Raw genomic sequence first — 25633 nt, forward strand, 5'->3', positions numbered from 1 at the left:
TTGGGCTAGTCAAGGAGCCCTGTAACAACGAGGCTTGAGTATCATGCGCGTACTGGTTCTGGGGGGTGACGGATTTTGCGGCTGGCCGACGGCGCTGCACCTGTCGGCCCGTGGCTGGGACGTGACGATTGTCGACAACCTGTCGCGCCGCAACATCGACAATGAGCTGGAAATCCAGTCGCTGACCCCGATCCGCACGATGGGGGAGCGGATCGCCGCGTGGAAAGCGGTCTCGGGCCAGACCATCGATTTCGTCAACATGACGGTCGGCAAGGAGTTCGACCGGCTGGTCGCCCTGATCCGCGACGTAAAGCCCGACAGCGTGGTGCATTTCGCCGAACAGCGGGCCGCCCCCTATTCGATGAAGTCGGCGCGGCACAAGCTGTACACCGTCGACAACAACATCAACGCCACCAACCATCTGCTGGCGGCCATCGTCGAGAGCGGGCTGGACGTGCATCTGGCCCATCTGGGGACCATGGGGGTCTATGGCTATGCCACCGCCGGCCTGCGCATCCCCGAGGGCTATCTGAAGGTCACGGTCGACACCGACAACGGTCCGACCGAGCAGGAGATCCTGTTCCCGCCGAACCCCGGCTCAATCTATCACATGACCAAGACGCAGGACGCCCTGCTGTTCCAGTTCTACGCCAAGAACGACGGCCTGCGGGTCACCGACCTGCATCAGGGCATCGTGTGGGGCACCCAGACCGAGGAGACCCGGCAGGACGAGCGGCTGGTCAACCGCTTCGACTACGACGGCGATTACGGCACGGTGCTGAACCGGTTCCTGATGCAGGCGGCGGTCGGCTATCCGCTGACCGTGCACGGCACCGGCGGCCAGACGCGGGCCTTCATCCATCTGCAGGACACGGTGCGTTGCGTCGAACTGGCGCTGGCCAATCCGCCCCGGCGCGGCGAGCGGGTCAAGATCCTGAACCAGATGACCGAGAGCCACCGGGTGCGTGATCTGGCGGCGATGATCGCCGGCATGACCGGGGCGACGGTGTCGAATGTCGCCAATCCGCGACTGGAGGCCGACGAGAACGATCTGGTCGTTGCCAATGACCAGTTCCGCGATCTGGGCCTGAAGCCGATCACCCTGGCCCAGGGGCTGCTGGACGAGGTCACCGGCATTGCCCGCCGCTACGCCGACCGCGCCGACCTGTCGAAGGTGCCCTGTGTATCGCCGTGGAACAGTGCGCGGGCCGAGGCCGTGCAGTCTGCCGCCACGGTCCCGGCCGCCACCCCGTCGACCACAGCCCGCAGCGCCTGATCCGGATGGCCCGACCCGCGCCCGCCGTGCCGCCGTCGCTGCTGATCTACGGCGGCGGCTGGCTGGGCCAGGCCGTGGCCCGGGCGGCGCTGACGCTGGGTGGCAGCGTCACCGCCACCTCGCGCGATGCCGGACGACGGGCGCAGCTGGCCGAAGACGGGATTACGCCGATCGATCCCGCCGATGCGGCCGGGCTGCGGACCGCCGTAGCCGAGGCGTCGGCCATCCTGATCACCGCCCCGCCCGAGGCCGGGGGCTGCCCCGGCGCGCGCGACCTGATCCCGGCACTGGCGGCCTCGGGGTCGTGGCCGGACTGGATCGGCTATGTCTCCTCGACCGCGGTCTATGGCAACCGGGACGGCGGCTGGGCGTTCGAGGACGACGCCCTGAACGCCGCCAGTCTGGAGGGCGCGCGTCGGGTCCGGGCCGAACAGGACTGGCTCGACGCCGGACAGGGGATGGGGCTGACGGTGCAGCTGTTCCGCCTGCCCGGCCTGTACGGGCCCGGGCGGTCGGTGATCGAACGGCTGCGTGACGGCTCGGCGCGACTGGTGCGCAAGCCGGGTCAGGTGTTCAACCGCGTCCATGTCGACGACGTGGTCGCGGGCCTATTCGCCTCGATGGCGCGGCCGCGACCCGGGGCCGCCTATAATCTGACCGATGACGAACCCTGTGCCGCCGAGACGGTAACGGCCTGGGCCGCCGAGCGGCTGGGCCTGCCGCGCCCGCCCGAGGTCGACTGGACCGACCCATCGGTCAGCGAGGGGATGCGGCGCTTCTATCTGGACTCGAAACGGATCTCGAACGCCCGGGCCAAGGCCGAACTGGGCTGGCGACCGCGCTATCCATCGTATCGTGAGGGACTACAGGCGCTGATCGACGCCGCCGGGACATAGTCGACACGGGGCAGGGGATATTTACCGATGGCTGATCATGCGACCCCGAACCTGCCCGCGCGGGATTTCGAGCTGACCTCGCAATTTTACCGGGCGCTGGGCTTCGAGCAGGGCTGGCGTGACGCGGGCTGGATGATCCTGCAGCGCGGGGCGATCACGCTGGAGTTCTTCCCCTATCCCGACCTGGATCCGGCGGCGAGTTCGTTCGGCTGCTGCCTGCGGCTCGACGATCTCGACGCCTTTTACGCCGCCTGCATGACGGCAGGCGTGCCGGAGCAGTCCGCCGGGACACCCCGACTGCAGGCTCCGAGGCTGGAGGCTTCGGGCCTGAGAATTGGTTATCTGATCGATCCGGACGGGAGCCTGATCCGGATCATCCAGAACCCGCGCTGAAGCAGCGAGCGCCCGTGGCGCGAGCGGTAGCGTCCTAGAAAGGCAGCAGATTGCGCTGAAGCAGCGAGCGCCCGTGGCGCGAGCGGTAGCGTCCTAGAAAGGCAGCAGGTTGCGCTGGCGGCTGTAGGCCATGGTGCCGACATTGGCCCCGAGGCGGAGGCCGACGCCGGTACGGATCGGGGCCAGCACGATGCCGTCGGCCTGCTGGTAGTTCACGCCGAGGCCACCGATCAGATAGGCACTGCCCTCGACGCCGGGATAGCGACGGTACAGGGCGTCCGGCTGGTACAGGCCATAGACCAGGGTGAAGACCCGGCTGGCATTGCCGCCGACGTCCCAGCCGATGGAAATGCCCTGCCAGAACACCTCCTGCGAGGCCGACAGGTCCTTCATATGCAGGGCCCCGCGGCCGTAACGCAGGCCGATGCCGGCGGCCCCGGCCCCCTCCTCGCCCGCGATATAGGCGGTGGGGCGGTCGCCCTGTTCGGCGAAGACGCGTTCGATGGCCCCGCCCATGGCCTCGGCGGCGATACCCAGTTCGCGTGAGCCGGCGGCGATCAGTTCGTCGGCCGTATAGGCTGGGGCGGCGGCGTCCGACGAGATCGGATAGCTGGGCTCGGACGGCTGGCGCGGCCCCGAGGCGCAGGCGCTGAGGGCGGACCCGGCGGCGGTGGCGGCGAGACCGGACAGGATCAGTTGGCGACGATGCATGGGATGGCTCCGATAGGCGGGGACGGGCCGCCCGACTCGCGCGGGCGCTGGTCAATACCGTCACCGGCCTTTGCGTCAGCCTTGCGGCGGCGAGGTTAACGGGAGGTTGCCAACCGTGCATCCGAGGTCATCACGCCGACGAACGCGCCGGCGGAGGTCGTGCTGCCGCGGCGAAATTGTTTCGGCGTGAGCCCGGTCTCCGCCTTGAAGGCTCGGTTGAACGGCCCGGTCGAATTGAACCCGCAGTCATAGGCAATGGTGAGAATCGGCAGGCGATCATTGCCGAGATCGGCCAACAGCCGTTTTGCGTCTTCGATGCGATAATGGTTGGCCATCTGATTGAAGTTGCGAAAACCGAGGGCCCCGGTGATGCACTGCGTCACCCTGTATTCAGGCTCACCGAGGCGACGGGCCACGTCCGCGACTTTCAGATTCTGGCGGGTGAAGATCGCCTCATCCACGATCAGGCGCGTCAGGCGTTCGGCCATGTCGCCGGTGTCGGCGGGCCGCGCCCGCCGTCTGACGGGGCTGGTCGCGTCCAGCGGATGGCGAAGGCGATACCAGACCGCAAAACCCATCCCCGCCATCGCCAGCAGCGTGCATGCCGTCGTTATGGCCACATCCCAATGCCCTGCCAGACTGCCCGCCGGCGCGCCGTTGACCCAGATGACCGAGATCCCCAGCAGCGAGCCATAACCTGCGGCAAAGCCGAGCCGGAAGCGCCGCTCGCCCTTCGGCCCGTTCCACTGCAGGCCCTTGAGCGGTTCGATCATGGCGAGCAACAACAGCGTCGAGCTGACCAACGTCGCAAAATTCCCGGCCATGCGCGGCAGCGATGCGGAATTCTCGCCGAACAATCGGAGAAAGGCCCCCGTCGCGACCAGGACCAGCACCAGCAGCAGGGGCCAGAGCGGTTGTCGCGCCCCGGCCGGTTGAAACAGGGCGCGAACCAGAAGCCATGACCAGCCACAGGTCGCGTAACCGGCGACAGCGATCATCTCCGAGGCCGGGCCAAGCCGCTGTCCAGCCAGTCGCGCCAGCAAGGAGGCGACCACGGCCGCGGTGAACAGACCGCCGTACAGATAAACGTCGGGCAGGCGTCGATCGACGTGCGACGGGGCGGTCAGGACATCAGCACTCATGGGGTTGTAGTCTCCTATCCAGGAGGGGCCCACGCAAGACTGGGGCCAAAAACAAGGCCGATTTCCAAATCGGCGAGACCAGGCGCGCGCAAGGCGGCACGTCAGGGTTCTTCAGTGACAATGCCGGAGAGACCCCACCGTGACAGACGCCAATCCCAATGGCCCGCCGACCTCCGCCCGTTCCGGCGTGGTCCTCCTGCGCCGGTCCGGCCTTTGCTGGTTCCTCGTTGCCGCGCTCGGTCAAACCGCTTTCATCTGGATGATCGTGGCTCACTACGGTCGCAAGACGCTCGCCAGTGATTTCGCCGGCTGGAACGACAAGCCCCTCATCAAGGGCTATGTGCCGGGCGACGACGCCGGCAACCTCATGTTCGGGGTGCATGTGCTGCTGGCCGCGGTCGTTACACTGGGTGGCCTGCTGCAGCTCATTCCGGCGATCCGCCAGCGCGTGCCCGTCCTGCACCGCTGGAATGGCCGTCTGTTTATCGTCATCGCCTGTGTGATGGCGGTCGGCGGACTGTGGATGACGTGGGTAAGGCCGACCTACCTGTCGCAGATATCCGCCATAGCGATCACCCTGAACGCCGGGTTGATTCTGCTCTTCGCCATCCAGGCCTTCCGGATGGCGAGAGCCCGGCGTTTTGACGACCACCGCCGCTGGGCCATGCGCGCCTTCCTGGCCGTCAACGGGGTCTGGTTCCTGCGGGTGGCCCTGATGGCCTGGGTCATGATCTCAGGCGGCGGCATTGGCATGAACAGCACCTTTTCAGGCCCGGCTGACCTCGCGCTCCAGTTCGGCGCCTATCTGCTGCCGGTGGCCATTCTCGAACTCTATTTCCGGGCGCAGGACAGCCGCTCTCCGGCGAGGAAGCGATGGACAGCCGGGCTGATCATCCTGGCGACGGGCCTGACGGCGGTCGGCGTGGCCGGTGCCATCGCCTTCATGTGGGGGCCGTACATGATCTGAACCCGCGTCGTCGGACGCCGGATGTTGTCCGGCTAAAGCCTCGAGTCGTGCGGACCCCAGCCGCGCGGATATTCGCGCGACCGCGACGGTTCCGGCCGCGACCGCTATCCGCGCAGGGTCGCGCCGGTTTTTTCCGCCGCCGCCACGATCTTCGCCGAAAGGGCATCGATCTCGGCCTCGGTCAGGGTGGCCTCGCGCGGCTGGATCACCACCTCGAGCGCCATCGAGGCCTTGCCTTCGGGCACGCCGGGGCCGCGATAGAGGTCGAACACCCGGATCTCGGCGATCAGAGCCTTGTCGGCCGCGCTGACCGCCCGGACCAGATCGCCCGAGGCTGTGCCGTCCTCGACGAGGAAGGCGAAATCACGGGTCAGGGGCATCAGATTGGCCAGATTGGCCGGGCCACGGGCCTTGCCACCCTTGCCGCGCGGTTCGGGCACGGAATCCAGCACGATCTCGAAGGCCAGCATCGGGCCGTCGGCGTCCAGCGCCTTGAGCACGCGCGGATGCAGGGCCCCGAATTCAGCGATGACGGTCTTGGGACCCAGCTGCAGCCGGGCCGAACGGCCGGGATGCCACCAGTCGCGATTGTGACCCTGATTCAGCTGCAACGACGCGACCGGAGCCCCGATCTGCTCCAGCAGGGCCAGCAGGTCGCCCTTGAGGGCGAACAGGGCATCCTCGCCCGCCCCGGTCCAGTGGCGGGCCGGATGGGGGGCGATCAGGCCGGCGATGACGGTGCGCTGGTCGCCGGGACCGTCGCCGAGATAGATCGGACCGATCTCGAACAGGGCCGCGTCGGGATGGCCGCGCGCGGCATTGCGGGCCGCGGCCTGGATCAGGTTGGGCAGGATCGACGGCCGCATGCAGTCGAGGTCCGAAGCGATCGGGTTTTCGAGCACCAGACGCTCGTCGCCGCCGCCAAACAGGGTGGCGGTGGCGCGGCGGGTGAAGGACCAGGTCACGGCCTCGGCATAGCCGAGACCCGCAAGCGCGCGGCGGGCCAGACGGACGCGGGCTTGACGCGGGTTGAGGATGCCTTTCGAGGCGCGGGGCATCTCCGGCAGGGGGGTGTCGGGCAGGGCGTCGAAGCCCTCGATCCGCGCAACTTCCTCGACCAGATCGGCCGGGCCTTCGACATCGCGGCGCCAGCTGGGCGGGGTGACGCGCCACGGTTTGGCGCGTTCCACGGCAAAGCCGAGGGCCAGCAGGATGTCGGCGATACGGTCGTCGGTCAGGGACAGGCCCGACAGGCGCTGGACATAGGCGGGATCGAAATCAAAGGCGACGGGATCGGCCGGGACCTGTCCGGTGACGACGATCTCCGACGGCTCGCCGCCGCACAGGTCGAGGATCAGCCGGGTGGCGAGTTCGAGACCGGGCACCACCGAGGCCGGATCGACGCCGCGGGCGAAGCGATACTGGGCGTCGGAATTGATGCCGAGGCTGCGGCCGGTCTGGGCCGTGGTGATCGGATCGAACCAGGCGCTCTCGAGGAAGGCGTCGGTGGTCGAGTCCGAACAGCCGGTCGACTCGCCGCCCATCACGCCACCGAGGCCGATCGGGCGCTCACCCGCCGCATCGGCGATAACGCACATGGCCGGATCGACGGTGTAGGTCTTGCCGTCGAGGGCGATCAGATGTTCGGGCTCGCCCCCCTCGTGACTTGGGGTGTCCGTGGCCACCTGGCCGCCGCGCACCACGATCTCGCCACCGACCAGCTGGGCCGCGTCATAGACGTGCAACGGCCGGGCGCGGTCGTAGGTGACCAGGTTGGTGATATCGACCAGCCGGTTGATGGGGCGCAGGCCGATGGCGGTCAGCCGGGCCTGCAGCCACTCGGGCGAGGGTCCGTTACTGACGCCGCGGATCAGCCGTCCGGCGAAGACCGGGCACAGGTCGGGGGCGTCGATCCGCACCGTGACCGGCGACGGGAAGGTGCCGGGCACCGGATCGATGGCCGGGGTCTTCAGCGGGCCGAGGCCGGCGGCGGACAGGTCGCGGGCGATGCCGGCGACGCCGAGCCAGTCGGGGCGGTTCGGGGTGACCTCGAAATCGATGACCGGTTCGGCCCCGAACACCTCGGCGGCGGGGATGCCGACCTTGAGGCCGTCGTCGAGGTCGAGGATGCCGTCGCTGTCACCGGCCAGTTCCAGTTCGGCCGCTGAACAGAGCATGCCGTTGGAGACGACGCCGCGCACCGGCTTCTCGACCAGCGTCACGCCGAGGCCGGGCACAAAGGCCCCGATCGGGGCATAGATGGTGACCAGTCCCGCGCGGGCGTTCGGTGCGCCGCAGACGATTTCCTTCATGCCGTCGACCGTGTCGACCTGACAGACGCGCAGGCGGTCGGCATTGGGATGCTGCACCGCCTCGACGATGCGGGCGACGGTGAAGGGGGCCATGGCCGCGGTCGGGTCGGTGACATGTTCGACCTCGAGCCCGGCCATGGTCATGGCGGTGGCGATGTCGGCGACAGTGGCGTCGGTCTCAAGGTGATCCTTGAGCCAGGACAGGGTGAATTTCATCGTCGTGTCCTCAGCTCAGGCCGCTGGCGGCATTCGGGGCCGCGAAGGCGGAGAAGCCGTAGTGGGCCAGCCAGCGGGTATCGGCCTCGAACATCGGGCGCAGGTCAGAGATGCCGTATTTCAGCATGGCCAGGCGATCGACGCCCATGCCGAAGGCGAAGCCCTGGTATTCGTCGGGATCAATGCCGCAGTTGCGCAGCACACTGGGGTGGACCATGCCGCAGCCCAGAATCTCGAGCCAGTCGGTGCCCGTGTTCAGCTTCAGCTGGCCACCCGAGCGGTCGCAGCGGATGTCCATCTCGGCCGAGGGTTCGGTGAAAGGGAAATGGTGCGGCCGGAAGCGGGCGTCGACGTCGTCGACCTCGAAGAAGCGGGCGATGAAATTGGTCAGCGTCGTCTTCAGGTGACCCATGTGGATGTCGCGGTCGATGACCAGACCCTCGATCTGGTGGAACATCGGCGTGTGGGTGGCGTCCGAGTCCTTCCGGAAGGTGCGGCCGGGGGCGATGATGCGGATCGGCGGTTTCTGCGCCATCATCGTGCGCACCTGCACAGGCGAGGTATGGGTACGCAGCACCTTGCGCTCGCCGGTCTCGGGGTCGGGCTTGAGGAAGAAGGTGTCGTGCATTTCCCGCGCCGGATGTTTGGGCGGGAAATTCAGGGCGGTGAAATTGTGGAAGTCGTCCTCAATGTCCGGCCCCTCGGCCACGGCAAAGCCCATGTCGGCGAAGACGGCGATCATCTCGTCCATCACCTGCATGGTCGGATGGACGCTGCCCTTGCGGCGCGGCCGGGCCGGCAGGGTCAGGTCGATGCCTTCGGCCAGCAGACGGGCGTCGAGTTCGGCGGCTTCGAGTTCGGCCTTGCGCGCGGTCAGGGCCGCCTGCACCCGGTCACGCAGACCGTTCAGCTTCGGCCCCTGTTCGCGCCGTTCGTCGGGGCTCATGGAGCCCATCCCCTTCAGCAGGCCAGACACGGCACCGGACTTGCCGAGGGCGGCGACGCGCAGCTCCTCGACGGCGACCACTGTGGTAGCTCCGCCGACGGCGTTGATGAGGTCGAGTTCGAGTTGGGCGAGATCAGTCATGGTGCCGTGTCGTCTAGCGGCTGACGGCGCTTTCGTCACGGGGCAAGCGCAAGGATAGCCGACGACGCTCAGTTCGCGGCTTCATAGGCCTCGACGATCCAGGCCGGGGGCTCGGGCTCCCAGCGGATCGGGCGGCCGTCACTGAAGGTCCAGCGGTGCAGCCAGGACACGCCATTGGCCCGCACATAGGTATCGGCATGCTGATAGATCGGGTCGGCCAGGGCAGTCTCCAGCGACACGAACCGGTAGCCGCGCGCCAGATACAGGGCGTGAATCTGCGGGTACCAGTCGCGGTTCAGACTGTTGGCGTGCAGCAGCAGAACCTGCGCCGGCTCCCGCCCGCCGGTCAGTTCGGCACTGTAGGGCTCCCAGTGGTCGAGGACCGTGGTCATGTGGGCCACATAGGCCGTGCCGATCCGGGCCATCAGGGCCGGGTCACCGGCCGCCTCGGCGCGCCGGTAGAGGGCGGCGAACATCCAGTCATTGTTGTCGATGGTCACCGGCGCGACATCGTAGCCGCGCGTGGCCAGCCCGGCGGCCATGGCGTCGTGCTTCTCCGCCGTCTCGCCGGTGAACAGATAGGGGTGACGGAACCAGTGCAGGATCTGACCGCGCGCGGCCAGCACTGACCGGGTCACCTCGGCACCCCGGTCGACGTCGTCCAGCCAGGCCTCGGCGGTGGTCTGGTGGATGTTGATATGGCTGAAGGTGTGGTTGCCCAGCGCAACGCCCGCATCCAGCCACAGGTCGAGAATCGCCGGCAGAATCTCGTCGCGACCGGCCTCGCAGACCTTGCCCTCGTTGACGAAGGCGGTGGCGTGCGCGTCCAGCGGAACCAACATGGTGAGAAATTCCCCGGTCAGGGCCAGGGCCTGGTCCCGGTCGCACAGGCGGCGGCCTTCGCCCTGATACGGCAGGTCGTCAAAGGTGACGGCGACCGTCCGCGGCCCGGCGGCGGCGGGGCCTGCCAGCAACAGGGCGGCGACAATCAGCAGGATCAGGCGTGGGGTCATGACCCGACCCTAACCGCAAAGGACAGGATACCGGAAACGCCGTCGCCCGCCCTCGCCGGCCGGGAACCCGGTCAGTCGTTGAGGATGAAGGTGATCTTCATGTTGACGCGGTATTCGACGATCTTGCCGCCGCGGACGACGACCTTCTGGTCCTGGATCCAGGCGCCCTCGACATTCTTCAGCGTCTTGTCGGCCCGGCTGATGCCCTGGCTGACGGCATCCTCGAAACTGGTGGTCGACGAGGAGGTGATTTCGGTGACGCGGGCGATGGACATGGAGGTCTCCGTGACGTTCGACCCGGTCGCGACGTGTCGTCGGACGGTCAGGGCCGTGCGCCGGGAGCCCTAGGCCAACGGAAGACGCCCGCTCCGGTTCCCCGGAGCGGGCGTCTGTAACGTCACATCGACGGGAAGATCAGGCGGCGAGTGCGCCGCGGACCTTGTCAGCGATATCCTTGAAGCCGGTGCCGTCCATGGCCAGGGCGGCGAGGACCTTGCGGTCCAGCTCGATGCCCGCCTTGTCCAGCCCGTGCATGAACTGGGAATAGGTGAAGCCTTCGGCCCGGGCAGCGGCGTTGATGCGCTGGATCCAGAGCGAGCGGAAATTCCGCTTGTTGGTCCGACGGTCACGATAGGCATATTGCCCGGCGCGATCGACCGCGGCCTTGGCGGCGCGGATGGTGTTCTTGCGGCGGCCGTAGAAACCCTTGGCCTGGGCCAGAACCTTCTTGTGCTTGGCGTGGGAAACTACGCCCCTTTTGACGCGAGCCATGTGGCTTTATCCTTGTCTGGGCCCCTGACGCGGCGCTCTTGGCGCTCGGCGATGTCGGGGGCAGTGTTCAAATTCAGTGTGAGGAGATCAGATCGAACCGCTACGCCGATCAGGCGTAGGGCATGTAGGATTTGATCTTCTTGACGTCGGCGGCGGCCATCAGCTTGGTGCCACGGTTCTGGCGGATATATTTGCTGTTGTGGCTGATCAGACGGTGGCGCTTGCCTGCCACACCGGACTTGACCTTGCCGGTCGCCGTGAATTTGAAGCGCTTTTTAGCGCCTGACTTCGTCTTCAATTTGGGCATTTCTACTCTCTTTTGAGTGGGCTATCGCCCCTTTGAGCTCGATGAGCTCTCGGGGCGCAGACCCTTGATTAAGAACCGCCCAGGCATGCCTGTAAGCCCGGCGGTTCGGTACGCGAAGGCGCGGCTTGTAGGCCAGGCCTGAGCGGAAGGCAAGATGAGTCTGGGCCGGCCCGACCGGATGCCGCCTCACGGCCGGAGCACGTGAGGCGGCGGGGCCGCTCAGCGAGGCGGGTTGTGCTGCTCGAGGAACGGGATGAGGGCGTTGAACACCGCCAGACGCCCCGAGGCGCTGGACAGCCAGTGGTCCTCGCCCTCCAGATCGACCATTTGGACATTCTTGCCGGCCCGGCGCAGGGCCGTGGCGAACATCTCCGACTGGGCGTAGGGCACGACACTGTCGTCGCGGCCATGGATCAGCAGGATCGGCACATCGGCATTCTGCACCATGCGGGTCGGCGAGACCTCGGTCAGCGAGCCGTCATTGATGCGCGACGCGCCCATAAAGCGCTTCCAGTAGCGCATCACCGGGGTGTCGCGACCGCCGGTCTGGTCGCGTTCCCAGTCCAGCATGCGCGGCAGGTCAGAGACGCCGGCCCCGGCAGCGGCACAGCGATAGACGCCCGGGTCGATGGTCGGGCCAGCCATGGCGGCATAGCCGCCGTAGCTCCAACCCCAGATGCAGACCCGGGCAGGGTCGGCAATGCCTTCAGCGGCCAGATAGCGGACCCCGTCGGACAGATCGGTCTGCATCTTGCGACCCCATTCGCCGAAGCCGGCCTCATAGTGGGCCTTGCCGAAGCCGACGGATCCGCGGAACTGCGGCTGCAGCACCGCATAGCCGCGCGAGGCCAGCAGCTGGGTCCAGTAGTCAAAGCCTGGCTCGTCGCGCGCCTGGGGGCCACCGTGCGGCATGACGATCAGCGGCAGATCGGCCACCTCGCGGCCCGGCGGCAGGGTCAGGTAGGCGGGAATGCTGGTGCCGTCGGCGGCAGCATAATGGATGAAGCGCACCTCACCCATCGCCTCGGCGGGAACGGCCGGATATTGCGAGCCGATCCGGACCGCGCGACCGGCTTTCAGATCGACGAGCTGGTAGGTGCCCGTGTCGCCCGGCCCCTGGGTCTGGACGATAAATTTCGAATAGTCAGGCGTGGACGAGACCAGTCGCACATCCTGGTCCGGATAGGCAGCCGAGATCGAGGCCCAGGCCTGACCGACGGTTTCGTCGGTAAAGACATATTCCTGGTCGTTGTCGCCGAGGAAATAGAAGCCCAGCAGGGCCCCGGTACGCGGGTGATAGATCGGCGTAGCTTCGCCGACATTGCCAAAGGCCAGCTTGCGCGGATCGCTGCCGTCCAGCGGGATTTCATAGAGATGATCCCCGCCATCCTCGGGGACCCGGACGATCACCGACTCGTCGGTCCGCCCGAAGCCGAGCAGGGACGGTGTATCGATCATGTGGTCTTCGCTGGTCCAGATCTGCGCAAGACCGACGTTGCGGCGGGCCGAAACCCACCAGCGCCCGCGCTCGGCATCCCAGCTGGCGCGCGCCACGGCACGACCATCGGGTCCCATCACGCCGTTGAAATCATCGCGCGGCGTGCCGACGCCGGTATCGAGATCGACCTCGAAAGTCTGCGACTGAAATTCGCGATTCAAGCTGGTGACAAAGGTCCGCGGCTCCCCGTTGACGACATGCACAAACGGCGGCCCGACGACGATATTGAACACGCCGGCCCCACCGGCGATGCGGGTACTCGCCATATTGGCCCCGCCACCGACCGTGCGGTTGAGCAGGGTCACAAACTGGCGGGTCCGGACATTGTAGGATTGGGCGGTGTAGTACTCGCCGTCGCCCGTCATGCCGGCGAGGTCGGAATAGGTCGACGTGAGAATCAGTACGTGATCGTCGTCCGCCCAACGGACGTTGCGAACCTTCTGGGTGCCGATGTCGACCACGCCAAGCGGTTCACCGGTGACCGACTGGATGCCGAGGCGACGGTTCGCACCGACCTGGCCGATGAAGGCGATGCGCTCGCCGTTCGGCGAAAGGGCCAGGTTGGACAGGGCCGGCAGGGAGGCATAGGCCTCGATCGGCGGCGGTGCCGGCTGGGCGACCGCGGGCAGGGCCGCAACGCTGGTCAGGGCGAACGCCCCGGCCGCCAGAATTGATCGAATCATGAATTCCCCTGTTCCGTGCCGGACTGCGGATACCGCTGCCCTCCCCAGCCGTCTTTATCGCAAGACGTGTCGGGTTTGAAAAGCGCTACCGGGTGGCGATATCGGCACAAAATGACCTCGCATGCTAATCGAACAGGGTTCGGAAACGCAAAACGCCCCAGCCGCAGGGGCCGGGGCGTCTGTCAATTTCGGGGTTCGCGTCCCGTCAGCGCGGGGCCAGGATCATGATCATCTGGCGGCCTTCCATGCGCGGTGCATATTCGACCTTGGCGACTTCGTCGAAATCAGCCTGGACCTTGTTGAGCAGCTTCATGCCCAGTTCCGGATGGGCCATTTCACGGCCACGGAAGCGCAAGGTCACCTTGACCTTGTCCCCCTCGTCGAAGAAGCGATGCATGGCCCGCGACTTCACCTCGTAGTCGTGCACGTCGATGTTCGGGCGGAGCTTGATCTCTTTCAGCTCGACGACCTTCTGACGCTTGCGCGCCTCGGCCTTCTTCTTCTGTTCCTGGAAACGGAATTTGCCGTAGTCGAGAATCTTGCAGACCGGCGGCTCGGACGTGGAAACGATCTGAACCAGATCCATACCCGCTTCCTCGGCGGCCTCAAGCGCGGCCGAGGTGGGCATCACGCCCTGCTTCTCACCGTTCTGATCAATCAGCAGAACGCGCGGAGCGCGGATGTCTTGGTTCATGGGCGGCCCGTCCTTGACGGGCGGCTGGTTCATAGGACGGCGAATGGGCGTCGTTTCCTTGTGTGGTCGAAAGCGGGTGATCGAAGGGTAGATGGACTTGCAGGAGAAAACGCACGATCGACGATCGCGTTCTCCAAGGTTCGCTATATGCCCGCGAAAGGGCCTGACTTCAAGGCGCAGCCGGTGAAGGCGATGCGATGAAGTCTGCATGCAGAGCCAGGACTGCCGCAAAGACCTGGTCGACCGACAGGGCCTCGATCGGTGCAAAGGCCCCGCGGGTCTCGTTGGAGGCGACGGTGCGGGTCGTCGCCCCCCAGGGCCCGTACAGCCACCATTCCGTCGGCCCGAACAGGCCCAGGGTCGGACGACGGGCCGCGGCGGCAACATGCATCAGTCCGGAATCATTGCCGACGAACAGGGTCGCCCGGTCGATGGCCGCCGCCGAGGCGAGGATGTCGCCGCGTCCGACGCAGTCTATCGCCCGCTCCGCCGCTGCCTTCAGGGCCGGGGCGGCCGGGGCATGATCACCGGGACCGCCGACCAACATGAAGCGCCAGCCGTCGAAACGGGGCTCGGCCCGCAGTTTTTCGACCAGGATACCCCAGCGATCGGCCGGCCAGCTCTTGCCGGGTTGATGAGCGATCGGGGCCAGGGCGATGATCGGACCCGACCCGGGTCCGGCCGCCAGTTGCGGATCGATAATCGCGGCCGCCTCGCGCCGCGCCTGATCATCGAGAAAAAGTTCGGGGTCCAGCGCGGCGGGGGCCCCGATCAGGCGCGAGACCATCTCGACCTTGGGCAGACCGGTCTCCCACGAGCGATTGTAGACCACCCGCCGCCGCGCCGGGATCAGGTAGCTGAGCGCCGAGCCGCGGATATCGATGACCAGATCCCAACGGGTGCCGACAACCTGTTTCCAGAGGTCGAGCCAGTGGCCGGCGGCCTTTTTCTTGTCGAGGATGATGACCCGTTCGACGCCGGGAGCGGACCGGAACAGGGGGGCGGGCGGACGACCGCAGGCGACGGTGATCGCCGCCCCCGGCAGCTGGCGCTCGATCTCGCGAATGACGCCCGAGGAGATGACACAGTCGCCGATGCGGTTGGAGGTGACGAACAGGGCCTTCGGGGCGATCTTGGAGTCGGGCACGCGCATTCGCCTTCGCATCATCGGTCAGGGTTCGCTATCAGGCCGGGGACGATTGGGCGAGAGGCACGGACATGACTGACGACACCATCCGCTATCTGACGCGACCCGACGGCGAGCGTCTGGCCTTTCGCGCCACGGCCGGCGACGGGCCCACGGTCGTGTGGATCGGCGGCTTTCGCTCGGACATGGAGGGGACCAAGGCGCTGGTGCTGGAGGCCGCTGCTCGCAAACGGGGCTGGGCCTTCGTGCGCTACGATCATTTCGCCCATGGACAGTCGTCGGGTGACTGGCGACAGGCGACCATCGGGCGTTGGCGCGAGGACGCGGTGGCCCTGATCGACAGTCTGGACGGGCCGGTCATTCCGGTCGGATCATCGATGGGCGGCTGGATCGCCCTGCTGCTGGCGCTGGCGCGGCCGGACCGGATGGCCGGACTGGTGCTGGTCAATCCAGCCCAGGACTTCACCGAGCGGCTGATGTGGCCGGGTCTGGCCGACCACGAGCGGCAGGCGATCCTGCGCGACGGGGAGACCGTGATCGTCGAGGAAGGCCTCGGCCCCTATGTGCTGACGCGGACGATGTTCGAGGAGGCGCGGACCTGGCTGTTGCTGGACGCGGCGATCCCGCTGACCGCCCCGGTTCACATACTGCAGGGTCGGGCCGACGCGGTGGTGCCGTGGCGGCACGCCCTGGCCCTGACCGAACAGCTGTCCGGCGGCGACGTGCGGCTGGATGTCATTGAGGCCGGCGATCACCGGCTGTCCGGTCCGGCGGATTTGGCGCGACTGGTTGAGACCGTCGACGCAATGCGGGCACGCGGTTCAGCGATAGCGGCTGGATAAACCGGGAGGAGACGACCCTAGGCGCGGGCGGGGCGCAGGCCTTCGACCGAGGCTTCGAGCACGGCCGGCTTGCGTTCACCACCGGCGGCAATGATGCGATCGATGCGGGCCTTTTCGGCGCGGAACGCGGTCAGTTCCGCCCCGGTCAGGATCGTGCCTTCGGAGGTGCGGATGCCGGCGGGATTGATCCGCTGGCCGTTGCGCCAGATCTCATAATGCAGGTGCGGTCCGGTAGAAGCACCGGTCGAACCGACATAGGCGACGGTCTGGCCCTGACGCACGCGCTGACCGGCCCGGATGCCGGAACCGTAACGCGACAGGTGGCCGTAGCCGCTTTCGAGCCCGTTGGCGTGACGGATGCGAAGCCAGTTACCGTAGCCACCCCAGCGCCGGGCCTCGACCACCACGCCATCAGCGGGGGCGATCACCGGCGTGCCGGTCCCGGCAGCGAAATCCATGCCCTGGTGCATCTTGCGATAGCCGGCGATCGGATGACGGCGGAAGCCGAAGGACGAGGAAATGCGGAAGCCGCGGTCCAGCGGTGTGCGCATCATGGTCGACCGCATGTTCTTGCCGGTGGCGTCGAAATACTGGGCCTCGCGTTCGCCTTCGCGCTTGAACCGGTAGAAGACGACGCCCTTGAGCTGGGCATAGAGCAGTTCACCGGACTCAACGGTGCGACCGCTCTCGGTCACCGAGCGAGGGAAGACGAAGGTATAGTCGTCGCTGGCGCGGATATCGCGGTCCAGATCGAATTTGTGGGCGAACAGCTGGATGGCGCGGCGCCGGACCGAGGCGGGAGCACCGGCACGCTGGGCCGAAGACGAAAGCGATCCACGAACCTCGCCCTTCAGAACCACGGTTTCGTCGGTCACCTTCTCGTCCAGGGCCCGCAGGCGCAGCGCGCCGTCGAAACTGCGCGACACGGTGAGCTGGCTAGCCGGACCGGTGCGCATGGTCAGGCCGATCAACCGGGCGTCGCCGCGACCGGCGCGGGGCTGGGAGATGGCGGTTTCGAAGCGGAGGCCGGCGCGAAGGTCCTTGAGATCAAAGGCGCTGGCGATGGTGGCGGCGACGGCGCTGGCTTCCTCGGCACCGATCCCGGTGCGACGGACAGCCTGTTCGAAGGTCTCGCCGCGGCGAATCTGGACGGGAATGGCCTCAGGTGCGGTCAGCCCCTCGGGCATACCGGCCGTCGCGAAGGCCTGGGCCTCAAGCACGGAAAATTCTTGTTGGGTCAGGGACGGAGCCTCGACCGCATGGGCGGGTTGGTAAACCCGTCCGGCGAGCAGCGCCACCGAGATCGCGGCCACCGCCGTAAGGGCGTGCGGTGCGATACGCATCGGCTGGCGTCGTGGGTCGAACTGGGCCATCGGTCCCCGACATACTACGACGCCACACGGCGCCACGTCACTTCAAAGCAAGGATCGCGCCCAGGAGCCCCTAAGGTCGCGAAGCGAGCGATATAACCCGCGAAGCCCATCATGGGAAGCATCAGGGTTACAAATGATTAACCGCAGGACGTTTCAGCGGTATTACACAGTTCAACATGCCACCTGATGCCGGGAGCGAACAGTCTATTCACGGCGTTAGGGTAAAAATCGCGCTCCAAACGACTCACCTGCCCGCCCCGTTGCCGCCGTCGAACTGAAAGTGTCTGAAGTGCCACGCTACAGTGTTCAATCAGCAACGTTCGCGATGCTCTACCGGGCTGGAACGTTAAACTGTTCCATCCCCGTCCCACTTCAGGACATGTATGGAACAACCGGTGACTGACGCCCCGATCGACACCCCCCGCCCGACCCGTCGCCGTCCAGCTACCGGTCGCGGCCGTCGCATCGCCATCGGGCTGGTCGCCGGACTGCTGATCCTGTTGGCTGCCCTCTATCTGAACAAGCGGGCGGTCACCCGCGAGGTCCTGGTCAACTGGCTGGAAAGCCAGGGGGTCGACGCCGACGTCACGGTCGAGCGGGTCACCCTGGACGGGATCATCGCCCGGGTTCGGCTGGGCGACCCCGGCGATCCCGATGTCGTCGTCGACCGGGTCGAGGTCGACTATGCCATCAACCTGCCGTGGTCGTCGGGCGGGGCGGGGCTGACCCCCGATCGCATCCGCCTGGTGCGGCCGGTCATCAAGGCGCGCTGGCACGACGGCAAGCTGTCGTTCGGATCGCTGGATCCGCTGATCGCCGATGTCATGAGCCGGCCGCCCAGCGACGCGATACCGGGGCCCCGCATCCTGATCGAAGGCGGGCAGGTCCGGCTGACCACCGACCAGGGACCGGTCGCACTGCGGGCCGACGCCCGCGTCGACGACGGTCGGCTGCTGCAGCTGACCGCGACCCTGCCGAGCCAGGCCTTCGGACCCGACGGCCAGCTGGCGCAGGGACTGGGCGGGACCCTGACCCTGACCACCACCGGCGACCGTGTGGCGCTGCAGCTGACGGCGGCCGCCGACCGGGCCGACCTGCAGGGCTGGAGCGGGCGCAAGCTGCGGCTGAGCGCGACCGGCGACCTGCCCTATCCGGACGGCAAGGCCCGACAGATCGACGGCGAGGCAACGCTTCAGGCCCGGCTGACCGGCGACCGGCTGAGCGGTGGCGGGATCGTGGCCAATGCGGCGGTGGCGACGCTGGGCTTTGTTGGGCAGGTCACCGGCTGGACCGACGCCGTCAAGCTGGCGGGTCAGAGCGACCTCGACCTGACGGCGGGCCGGATCGAGGGCGAGGACCTCGATCTGCGCACGGTCCGTCTGGGCCTGAGCGACGCCCGCACCGCGGTCGACCACGATGATCGCGGTCTGGGCTGGCGTCTGGACGGAGCCGCGAACCTGCGCGCCGCCCGGGCCCGGGCCGCCGGCGTCGACGGCACCGCACTGGTCGTTACCGGATCGCGCTTCGCCGTCGGCGGGCGCGGTGCGGCGGTCGAGGCCGCCGGCCCGGTGCGGCTGACGGCGCGACGGCTGGTATGGAGCGACCTGGACCTGAAGGATGTGGTCGGCGCACTGGATCTGGACCTGATCTTCGACGCCGGGCTGCGGCTGGAGGCGGCGGGATCGCTGCGGGCGGCGCACGGGGCCTGGCCCCTGTTCGGCACGGCCAGGGCCGACGATCTGCCCGACCTGGCCGCAATGAAGCGGGCCCTGGGCGACTTCTCGTTAAACGCGCCACGGTTGAGCCTGTCGGCCGGGGAGCCGGGGGTGCGGCTGGTCATGGACCGTCCGGTGCGGGTGACCCCGGCCAGCGGCGGCGTGTTAACCCTGACGCCCGCGGCAGAACCGGTGTTCGCTGCCCCGAGCGGACAGAGGGGTGGCGGGGCCCTGAACCTGACGGCGACACGCGGGCCCGGCCTGCCTGAGGCGACTTTCGCCGTTCCGGCCTGGCGGCTGACCCCGGGGGGGTTCGCCGCCGATCTGGACGGCCGCGCAGCGCTGGACTTCGACCTGGCCCGCGGACTGACCCTGCAGACCCGTGGCGTGCTGGCCACGAACCGGGGTCGGCTGACCTACAGCTCCACCGACTGCGTCGCGACCACGGTGGCGCGACTGGAGCTGGGCGACAATGACGTCACCGGCGTGACCGGCGACCTGTGTCCGGACGGGCGCCCGCTGGTGACCGTGGCCGGAGGCCGCTGGCAGGCCGGGGGCGCGGTCCGCGGACTGAGCGCCGAAGCCCCCTTCCTGGCCATGCGATTTGGCGAGGTTGGCGGAACCCTGACCGCGACCGGGGGACCGGCCGGCATTGGTCTGGACGCCCGGATCGACGCGGCCCGCGTTGCCGACACGACCAGCCCGGTGCGCTTCTATCCGGTCGATGCGGCCGGCGCGGCGCGGCTGGTCGACCAGAATTGGCGCGGCACCTTCGACCTGGACCGCCGCGGGCACCGGCTGGGCCGGTTGGTGCTGACCCACGACGGCCGCAGCGGCACCGGCGGTATCGACATCACCACGCCCGAACTGGTCTTCGCCGAGGGCGGACTGCAGCCGGCCGAACTGACGCCGCTGGCGGCGCTACTGGGACCGCCGGTGACCGGCACGGCCCGGTTCGAGGGGCGGGTCGACTGGACCGCCGACCGCGCGGGCACGAGTTCCGGCCTGCTGACCGTACCCGGGCTCGACTTCACCAGCCCGTTCGGGCCGGTGACCGGGTTGAAGGGCGACATCGCCTTCACCAGCCTGACGCCGCTGATCACCGCCCCCGGGCAGGTGCTGACCGCCAGTCGGCTGGAGTCGTTCGCCCCGCTGACCGACCTGGACCTGAACTTCGGCCTCGACGCGGCGGCGATCACCGTCGCGGGCGGCGAACTGGCCGTGGCCGGGGGCACGATCCGGCTCGAGCCGTTCAGCCTGCCGCTGGACCGCAGCCTGCCCTTCACCGGGGTCATCGTGCTGGACCAGTTGCAACTGGGCGAAATCATCGCCGGGGCCGGGTTCGGCGACCGGGTGCAGATGGACGCGGTCGTGTCCGGTCGCGTGCCGTTCGTCTCGGACCCCGCCAGGGGGGTGAAGGTCACCGGCGGGTCACTGTATGCGGCGCGGCCGGGGCGACTGTCGATCCAGCGCACCGCCCTGAGCGATCTCGAGGCAGGGGGCGGCGGTGCCGTGCCGCCGTCGACTGTCGAGGACCTGGCCTATCAGGCGATGGAGAACCTAGCCTTCGATATCCTGACCGCCGAGGTCAATAGCATGGACGAGGGGCGGCTGTCGGTGCTGTTTCATATCAAGGGGCGCCACGATCCGCCGCAGAAGCAGGAAATCCGCCTGACCCTGTCGCAGCTGATCCGGCGCGACTTCCTGAAGGAAACCCTGCCCCTGCCGTCAGGAACGGCGATCGACCTGACACTGGACACAACGCTGAACGTCAATCAGCTTGTCAGCGACCTGCTGGATCTGAACCATGCCCGCAACGGCGGGGTCGGTCCGCGGTAGCCGTCAGCCCGCCGTTCAGGACCCATTCACGCCGACTTGTGTTAGATGAGTACAACCGCACCTCCCACCCCCGGAGCGCCTCGATATGATCACCAAGCGCCATCTCGGCCTGATACTCGCCGGTAGCCTGGCCACCGCCGGACTGACGGCCTGTACGCCGACCATCCGGCTGCAGGTCGACCCGATCCAGATCTATGCCAAGCTGGATGCCGACGTGCGCATCCGTCTCGACAAGGAGCTCCAGGACCTCCTCGTCGAAAACCCCAACCTGTTCTAGGGAGTCGCTCAGATGAACATGCGCAAGATCTTCGTCGTCGGGGCTGCCATCGCTGCCCTGGGCGTCGCCGCCGGGGCCGCCATCGCCCAGTCTCCGTCGCAGAAGGCCATGGTCGACACGGCCAAGGCTGAAGGGGTGGTCGGCGAACAGGCCGACGGCTATCTGGGCTTCCGCGTCCCGGCCCCCAACGCCGAGCTGACGATCGCGGTCCAGACCATCAATACGGCGCGCCGCCAGCTCTATACCGAGAGCGCCGCCGCCGCCGGGACCACGACTGAAGTGGCCGCGGCCCGGATGTTTGAAAGCCAGCTGCTGCCACGCATGACCACCGGCCAGTGGTACCGCACGACCAACGGCCAGTGGGTCAGGCGCTAGGTCCGCCATGTCGATCCTGCAGAAACGGGTCCTGATCGCCGTGGCGGTCGTGGCCCTGGCCGTACTGGGCTCGATCGGCACGGCGCGGATCTGGATCGGGATTGGCGGCGCACCGCTGTCGATTCACGGCTGGGTCGCCATGGTCCTCGGCATCGGTGGCACTGTGGCCCTGGCCTGGGTGTTGATGGCCCTGGCCTTCCGTTCGGATCGGGACGGCTGGGACGATCGGGCCGACAGCGTGGCGGAAGACGAGGCGGCAGACTCGAAGATCCCGCCCCCGCCGGAAACCTAAAAGCGCCCTGACAGGGCCGGGTACAGCAGACCGTCGGCCAGGGCGCGGACCACCGGCACGGCCACGGCGTCGCCCATCAGTTTCAGCGCCGCCCCCTCACCTGCCGGCAGGACATAGGCGTCATCGACCCCCATCAGCCGCGCCGCCTCGCGCCCCGTCAGCCGACGGGCCCTGATCCGGCCGTCGGCGCAGACCACGACATATTGCCGCGACGAGCCACCCGCCGGGGTGCGCAGACAGCCGGCCAGACCGTCGAAACGCAGTTCGAGTCGCTGGACCTTGCGTCCGGCCTCGGTGCGGACGCGGCGATAGCCGGCCCCGACCTGACGCGCGCCGTCGGCGGCGGCCCGGTCCAGCCGTGTCCGGTGCAGGGGCGCGCACAGGGCCAGCAGAGCTTCGGTGCGCGCGGCATCAAACCAGTCGACCGCATTGTCCGGCTCCAGCACGGCCGACAGGTCGAGATTGCGCCGGGCGGGAGCCGGCAACGACCACCAGACCCAGGAATGGCGCACGGCTTCCGGCAGGCGATCATGGGCGGCGACCAGTCGAGCGGAGTGGAAGGGGGCGACGGGCCCCGGCACGGTCGGCCTCGCGACCCCGCGCATGGCGACGATGAACAGACGTGGCCGTGACTGGGGCAGCCACAGGGCGGCATCCATCTCGAGAGCCCCGACACGATAGCCGGCAGCCGCCATAGCCTGACAGACGGCGGCGAAATCGGCACCGCCGCCGGAGCTGAGCAGGCCGGCGACATTCTCGACGACGATGACGGGCGGAGCACGCCCTCCGGCGTCCAGTTGCTGGATCAGACGCCAGAAACCCCAGAAGGCCCCGGAGCGGGTCGCCTGGAGTCCGCCGCGTGCGCCGGCGAGGCTGAGGTCCTGGCAGGGCGACGAGGCCCAGCACAGGTCGGGCGTTCCGGCCAGGTCGGCCGCCGACAGGGACCAGACGTCGGCTTTGTGAAACGGAATATCGGGATGATTGGCGCGAAAGGCCGTCGCCTTCATCGCGTCGATGTCATTGGCCAGACCGATGCTGAACCCGGCCAGACCGAGCCCGGCCAGACCACCCCCGGCGAAGAATTCCCACGCCACGGGCGGAGCGGCGGCGGCCGGCATAGCGGAGACATCGACGCGAATCGTCATGGGGGAAGCATAGGGCACGCCGATACGGCTGGCGCCCCCCTCTTGACCGGTGCCGGGAGGCGGCGCTCCATACACACGATCTTGCGGAGCCCGTCATGCGTATCGTCCCCCTTCTCAGCCTGCCCGCCCTCGTGCTGGTCATCCTTGTGCTGGCTGCCTGTTCGCCGTCGCCCGAGACCCCGGAGGCCCCGCCGATCGACGTCTCGCCCGCCACCCTGGCCGGCGTCGATCTGAGCCGCCCGATCCGGGCCCTGGGCAACGAGCCGTTCTGGGCCGTGGAGATCAAGCCGGAGGGTCTGGTCTATTCCGGCGTCGACCGGCCCGAGCAGCGGGCCGACAACCCCGGGCCGCTGCTGCAGGGGACCACCGCCCGCTATGAGGCGACGACCGGCACCGGCAAGCCGCTGACGGTGGCCCTGATCGCCACCACCTGTTCCGACGGCATGAGCGACCGCACCTATCCGCTGACCGCCGTGGTCAAGGTGGACGGCGAGACCCTGACCGGCTGCGCCGCATCAATCTCGGCCCTGGCGACGGCCGGGGAATCGGGGCTGGTGGTCGACAAGGACTGACCCCGCGGGGAGGCCGCCCTAGGGCCTGTTCGGCGGGGCGCGACGCGGAAACGGAAACAACATGGCGGTGCGGGCGCTGTACTCGCGGTAGCGATCCCCGAAATAGTCGACCAGATCGCGTTCCTCCAGCCGGATCCCGATCAGGATGTAGGCGCTGGTCGCCACGGCGAAGAACAGATGACCCAGCGTCATCGTCGGGGCGGCCCAGAAGGCGATGATGAAGCCGAGATAGATCGGATGACGCACCAGCTTGTAGAACAGCGGGGTGCGGAAATCGCTCGGCGGCACCTGATGGCCTCGCCGGTAGGCCCAGACCTGGCGCAGACCGAACAGGTCGAAATGATTGATCAGGAAGGTCGACAGCAGCACCGTCACCCAGCCGATCGCAAACACGATCCAGAGTACGGTCGTCAGGGCCGGTGACTCGACCGACCAGACGACGTGGGTCATCGGCCGCCACTGCCAGAACAGCAGGAACAGGGCCAGGCTGGACAGCAGGACATAGGTCGACCGTTCGATGGCCGGCGGCACCAGCCGCGCCCACCACGACTTGAAGGCCGGGCGCGCCATGACGCTATGTTGAACCGCGAACAGACCGAGCAGCAGGCTGTTGACGATCAGGGCCTCGACCAGAGGGGCGGGTGTCCCGCTGTCGATCGTCTTCGGCACGGCGAAGCCACCGACAAAGCCGATGGAATAGAGAAAGCTCGCGAGAAACACGGCGTAGGCCGCGGCTCCATAAAGGACGGCCAGGCTCTTCATGACGGTATCCCCCCTCGGGATCTTGCATGTCCGGTTCCCCGGATTGGCCGCTGGCGTACTCCACAGCCAGCCGCCACAAAGATCCTTGTTACCCGAACGGCGGCCAATTGCGAAATTACCGGCATTGGGAGGCGCGGCTTAACGCTTCGCCAAGCGGTGTTCCGGCAAGATGGCGACCATGACTCCGGTATCGACTCCCGCTGACCTGCGCGCCCTGACCTCGCTGCGGTTTCTCGCCGCAGCCTGGGTGGTGATGTTCACCTTCTGGCCGGACCTGAAGGTCGGCTTCGTGCCGGTGGCTGTGACGCGGGGCTATCTGGGGGTCGAGACCTTCTTTGTTCTGTCCGGCTTCATTCTCAGCCACGTCTATCTGCAGGCGGCGGGCGAGAAGCGGTTCCGCTACGGCGACTTCCTGTGGGCCCGCATCGCGCGGGTCTATCCGCTGCATCTGGCGACCCTGGCCGGGATCATGGCCCTGGGACTGGGCGCGGTGGCCGCGGGCCTGACCATCGATGCCAATGTCCTGGGCTGGGCCTCCCTGCCGGCGCAGCTGACGATGACCCACGCCTGGGGCCTGGCCCCGGCGGCCGCGTTCAACCATCCGTCCTGGTCGATCTCGGCTGAATGGTTCGCCTATCTGGCCTTTCCGGCCTTCGCCTTTGTGGCCTGGCGGTTGCGGGCGCGGCCCTGGCTGGCGGTGACGGGGGCGGCCCTGTTCCTGATCGGCCTGTATCTGGCCTTCGAGGCCGCGGCCGGATTTTCCCTGACCGAGGCGACCTTCGCCTGGGGGGCGTTGCGGATCGTGCCGTGCTTCGCCCTGGGCTGCGCGCTGTACCTGGTCTATCGCCGCGCGCCGCTGAAGCGGGGCGGGCTATGGGCGGCCGCGGGGGCGACGGGGATGGCGGTCAGCGCCTCGCTGGGCGCATGGGACGGGTTCACCGTGCTATCGGCCGGTGCCCTGATCCTGGGCCTGGCCTCGATGACCAACGCCGAAGCCGGCTGGCTGGCGTCGAAGCCGGCCGTCTATCTGGGGGAGATCAGCTATTCGATCTATATGGTCTGTGTGCCGTGGCAGATCCTGGCAGTGAACGTCGCGGCCCGCCTGACCGGTGCCGAGGACAAGCAACTGTCGCTGGCCGTGTGGCTGGTTGTCGTGGCGTTGCTGCCGGTGGTGGCGGCCCTGTCTTATCATGTGGTCGAGCGCCCCGCGCGAACGGCGCTGCGGGGCATGGCCGAACGGCGGCGCGCCAGACAAGCGGATACCGCCGATAGGGTAAATTCCCCGGAAAGGGTTCTTCAACCTTCGGAAACTATCGTCTAAGGCTACT

At 67.7% G+C, this 25633-nt stretch carries 25 protein-coding genes; 11 read left to right on the forward strand and 14 right to left on the reverse strand.

Going from position 1 to position 25633, the window contains the following annotated elements; translation table 11 throughout:
- Positions 1-43 precede the first annotated feature (43 nt).
- The 3 genes from AAC067_RS14210 to AAC067_RS14220 are packed head-to-tail and all read left to right on the forward strand — an operon-like array spanning position 44 to position 2565.
- Positions 44-1276, forward strand: a complete 1233-nt coding sequence (locus AAC067_RS14210) for an NAD-dependent epimerase/dehydratase family protein (RefSeq protein WP_339933508.1) — start codon at positions 44-46, stop codon at positions 1274-1276.
- Between the two features lie 5 nt (positions 1277-1281).
- The gene (locus AAC067_RS14215) at positions 1282-2172 is read left to right on the forward strand and encodes an SDR family oxidoreductase (protein WP_339933509.1); all 891 of its coding nucleotides are present in this window, start codon (positions 1282-1284) and stop codon (positions 2170-2172) included.
- A gap of 27 nt (positions 2173-2199) precedes the next feature.
- Positions 2200-2565, forward strand: coding sequence for a bleomycin resistance protein (locus AAC067_RS14220; protein WP_339933510.1), 366 nt, complete (start codon positions 2200-2202; stop codon positions 2563-2565).
- 93 nt (positions 2566-2658) lie between these two features.
- On the opposite strand, the gene AAC067_RS14225 is transcribed toward AAC067_RS14220, so the two are convergent.
- The gene (locus AAC067_RS14225; protein ID WP_339933511.1) at positions 2659-3276 is read right to left on the reverse strand and encodes an EipA family protein; all 618 of its coding nucleotides are present in this window, start codon (positions 3274-3276) and stop codon (positions 2659-2661) included.
- 95 nt (positions 3277-3371) lie between these two features.
- Positions 3372-4451 (reverse strand): AraC family transcriptional regulator, encoded by a 1080-nt coding sequence (locus AAC067_RS14230; protein WP_339933512.1) that lies wholly within the window; start codon positions 4449-4451, stop codon positions 3372-3374.
- A gap of 106 nt (positions 4452-4557) precedes the next feature.
- On the opposite strand from AAC067_RS14230, the gene AAC067_RS14235 reads away from it, so the two are divergent.
- Positions 4558-5385, forward strand: a complete 828-nt coding sequence (locus AAC067_RS14235) for a DUF2306 domain-containing protein (protein ID WP_339933513.1) — start codon at positions 4558-4560, stop codon at positions 5383-5385.
- A 104-nt stretch (positions 5386-5489) separates the two neighbouring features.
- On the opposite strand, the gene pheT is transcribed toward AAC067_RS14235, so the two are convergent.
- From pheT to AAC067_RS14280, 9 genes are all read right to left on the reverse strand, one after another.
- Complete coding sequence (gene pheT / locus AAC067_RS14240) at positions 5490-7913, reverse strand: phenylalanine--tRNA ligase subunit beta (RefSeq protein ID WP_339933514.1); 2424 nt, start codon at positions 7911-7913, stop codon at positions 5490-5492.
- Positions 7914-7923: 10 nt separating this feature from the next.
- Positions 7924-9000 (reverse strand): phenylalanine--tRNA ligase subunit alpha, encoded by a 1077-nt coding sequence (pheS, locus tag AAC067_RS14245; RefSeq protein ID WP_339933515.1) that lies wholly within the window; start codon positions 8998-9000, stop codon positions 7924-7926.
- Positions 9001-9068: 68 nt separating this feature from the next.
- Positions 9069-10013 carry a polysaccharide deacetylase family protein gene (locus tag AAC067_RS14250; RefSeq protein ID WP_339933516.1) on the reverse strand — a complete coding sequence of 315 codons (945 nt, stop codon included), beginning with the start codon at positions 10011-10013 and terminating at the stop codon, positions 9069-9071.
- A 71-nt stretch (positions 10014-10084) separates the two neighbouring features.
- A complete protein-coding gene (locus tag AAC067_RS14255; RefSeq protein WP_339933517.1) occupies positions 10085-10288 on the reverse strand; it encodes a dodecin family protein in 204 nt (67 codons plus the stop codon).
- A gap of 139 nt (positions 10289-10427) precedes the next feature.
- Positions 10428-10784 carry a 50S ribosomal protein L20 gene (gene rplT, locus AAC067_RS14260; protein WP_300446134.1) on the reverse strand — a complete coding sequence of 119 codons (357 nt, stop codon included), beginning with the start codon at positions 10782-10784 and terminating at the stop codon, positions 10428-10430.
- 109 nt (positions 10785-10893) lie between these two features.
- Positions 10894-11091: a 50S ribosomal protein L35 gene (gene rpmI, locus AAC067_RS14265; RefSeq protein WP_300446132.1), complete on the reverse strand. Its 198-nt coding sequence runs from the start codon at positions 11089-11091 to the stop codon at positions 10894-10896.
- A 219-nt stretch (positions 11092-11310) separates the two neighbouring features.
- Entirely contained in the window at positions 11311-13272 is a 1962-nt protein-coding gene (locus AAC067_RS14270) for a S9 family peptidase (RefSeq protein ID WP_339933518.1), read from the reverse strand.
- A gap of 205 nt (positions 13273-13477) precedes the next feature.
- Complete coding sequence (gene infC, locus AAC067_RS14275; protein WP_339933519.1) at positions 13478-13999, reverse strand: translation initiation factor IF-3; 522 nt, start codon at positions 13997-13999, stop codon at positions 13478-13480.
- A gap of 136 nt (positions 14000-14135) precedes the next feature.
- Positions 14136-15113 (reverse strand): glycosyltransferase family 9 protein, encoded by a 978-nt coding sequence (locus AAC067_RS14280; protein WP_339933520.1) that lies wholly within the window; start codon positions 15111-15113, stop codon positions 14136-14138.
- 71 nt (positions 15114-15184) lie between these two features.
- Between AAC067_RS14280 and AAC067_RS14285 the strand changes: the two genes are divergently transcribed.
- Positions 15185-15955: an alpha/beta hydrolase gene (locus tag AAC067_RS14285; RefSeq protein ID WP_339933521.1), complete on the forward strand. Its 771-nt coding sequence runs from the start codon at positions 15185-15187 to the stop codon at positions 15953-15955.
- Between the two features lie 17 nt (positions 15956-15972).
- Here AAC067_RS14285 and AAC067_RS14290 read toward each other — a convergent pair whose 3' ends face one another.
- Positions 15973-17328, reverse strand: coding sequence for a peptidoglycan DD-metalloendopeptidase family protein (locus AAC067_RS14290; protein WP_339933522.1), 1356 nt, complete (start codon positions 17326-17328; stop codon positions 15973-15975).
- Between the two features lie 395 nt (positions 17329-17723).
- On the opposite strand from AAC067_RS14290, the gene AAC067_RS14295 reads away from it, so the two are divergent.
- The 4 genes from AAC067_RS14295 (at position 17724) to AAC067_RS14310 (ending at position 21826) form a co-directional block, all read left to right on the forward strand.
- Entirely contained in the window at positions 17724-20882 is a 3159-nt protein-coding gene (locus tag AAC067_RS14295) for a YdbH domain-containing protein (protein ID WP_339933523.1), read from the forward strand.
- 85 nt (positions 20883-20967) lie between these two features.
- Entirely contained in the window at positions 20968-21159 is a 192-nt protein-coding gene (locus tag AAC067_RS14300; RefSeq protein WP_339933524.1) for a YnbE family lipoprotein, read from the forward strand.
- A 12-nt stretch (positions 21160-21171) separates the two neighbouring features.
- A complete protein-coding gene (locus tag AAC067_RS14305; protein WP_339933525.1) occupies positions 21172-21534 on the forward strand; it encodes a YdbL family protein in 363 nt (120 codons plus the stop codon).
- A gap of 7 nt (positions 21535-21541) precedes the next feature.
- On the forward strand, positions 21542-21826 hold the full coding sequence (locus AAC067_RS14310; RefSeq protein WP_339933526.1) for a hypothetical protein: 285 nt from the start codon (positions 21542-21544) through the stop codon (positions 21824-21826).
- Here the strand turns inward: AAC067_RS14310 and dcm are convergent.
- A complete protein-coding gene (gene dcm, locus AAC067_RS14315; protein WP_339933527.1) occupies positions 21823-22971 on the reverse strand; it encodes a DNA (cytosine-5-)-methyltransferase in 1149 nt (382 codons plus the stop codon). The genes AAC067_RS14310 and dcm overlap by 4 nt on opposite strands.
- Positions 22972-23066: 95 nt before the next feature.
- Between dcm and AAC067_RS14320 the strand changes: the two genes are divergently transcribed.
- The gene (locus AAC067_RS14320; RefSeq protein ID WP_339933528.1) at positions 23067-23543 is read left to right on the forward strand and encodes a hypothetical protein; all 477 of its coding nucleotides are present in this window, start codon (positions 23067-23069) and stop codon (positions 23541-23543) included.
- 18 nt (positions 23544-23561) lie between these two features.
- On the opposite strand, the gene mddA is transcribed toward AAC067_RS14320, so the two are convergent.
- Entirely contained in the window at positions 23562-24305 is a 744-nt protein-coding gene (mddA, locus tag AAC067_RS14325; protein WP_339933529.1) for a methanethiol S-methyltransferase, read from the reverse strand.
- Positions 24306-24483: 178 nt separating this feature from the next.
- On the opposite strand from mddA, the gene AAC067_RS14330 reads away from it, so the two are divergent.
- Positions 24484-25626, forward strand: a complete 1143-nt coding sequence (locus AAC067_RS14330) for an acyltransferase (protein ID WP_339933530.1) — start codon at positions 24484-24486, stop codon at positions 25624-25626.
- Positions 25627-25633: the final 7 nt, after the last annotated feature.

This window comes from uncultured Brevundimonas sp., assembly GCF_963977465.1.
GTDB lineage: Bacteria > Pseudomonadota > Alphaproteobacteria > Caulobacterales > Caulobacteraceae > Brevundimonas.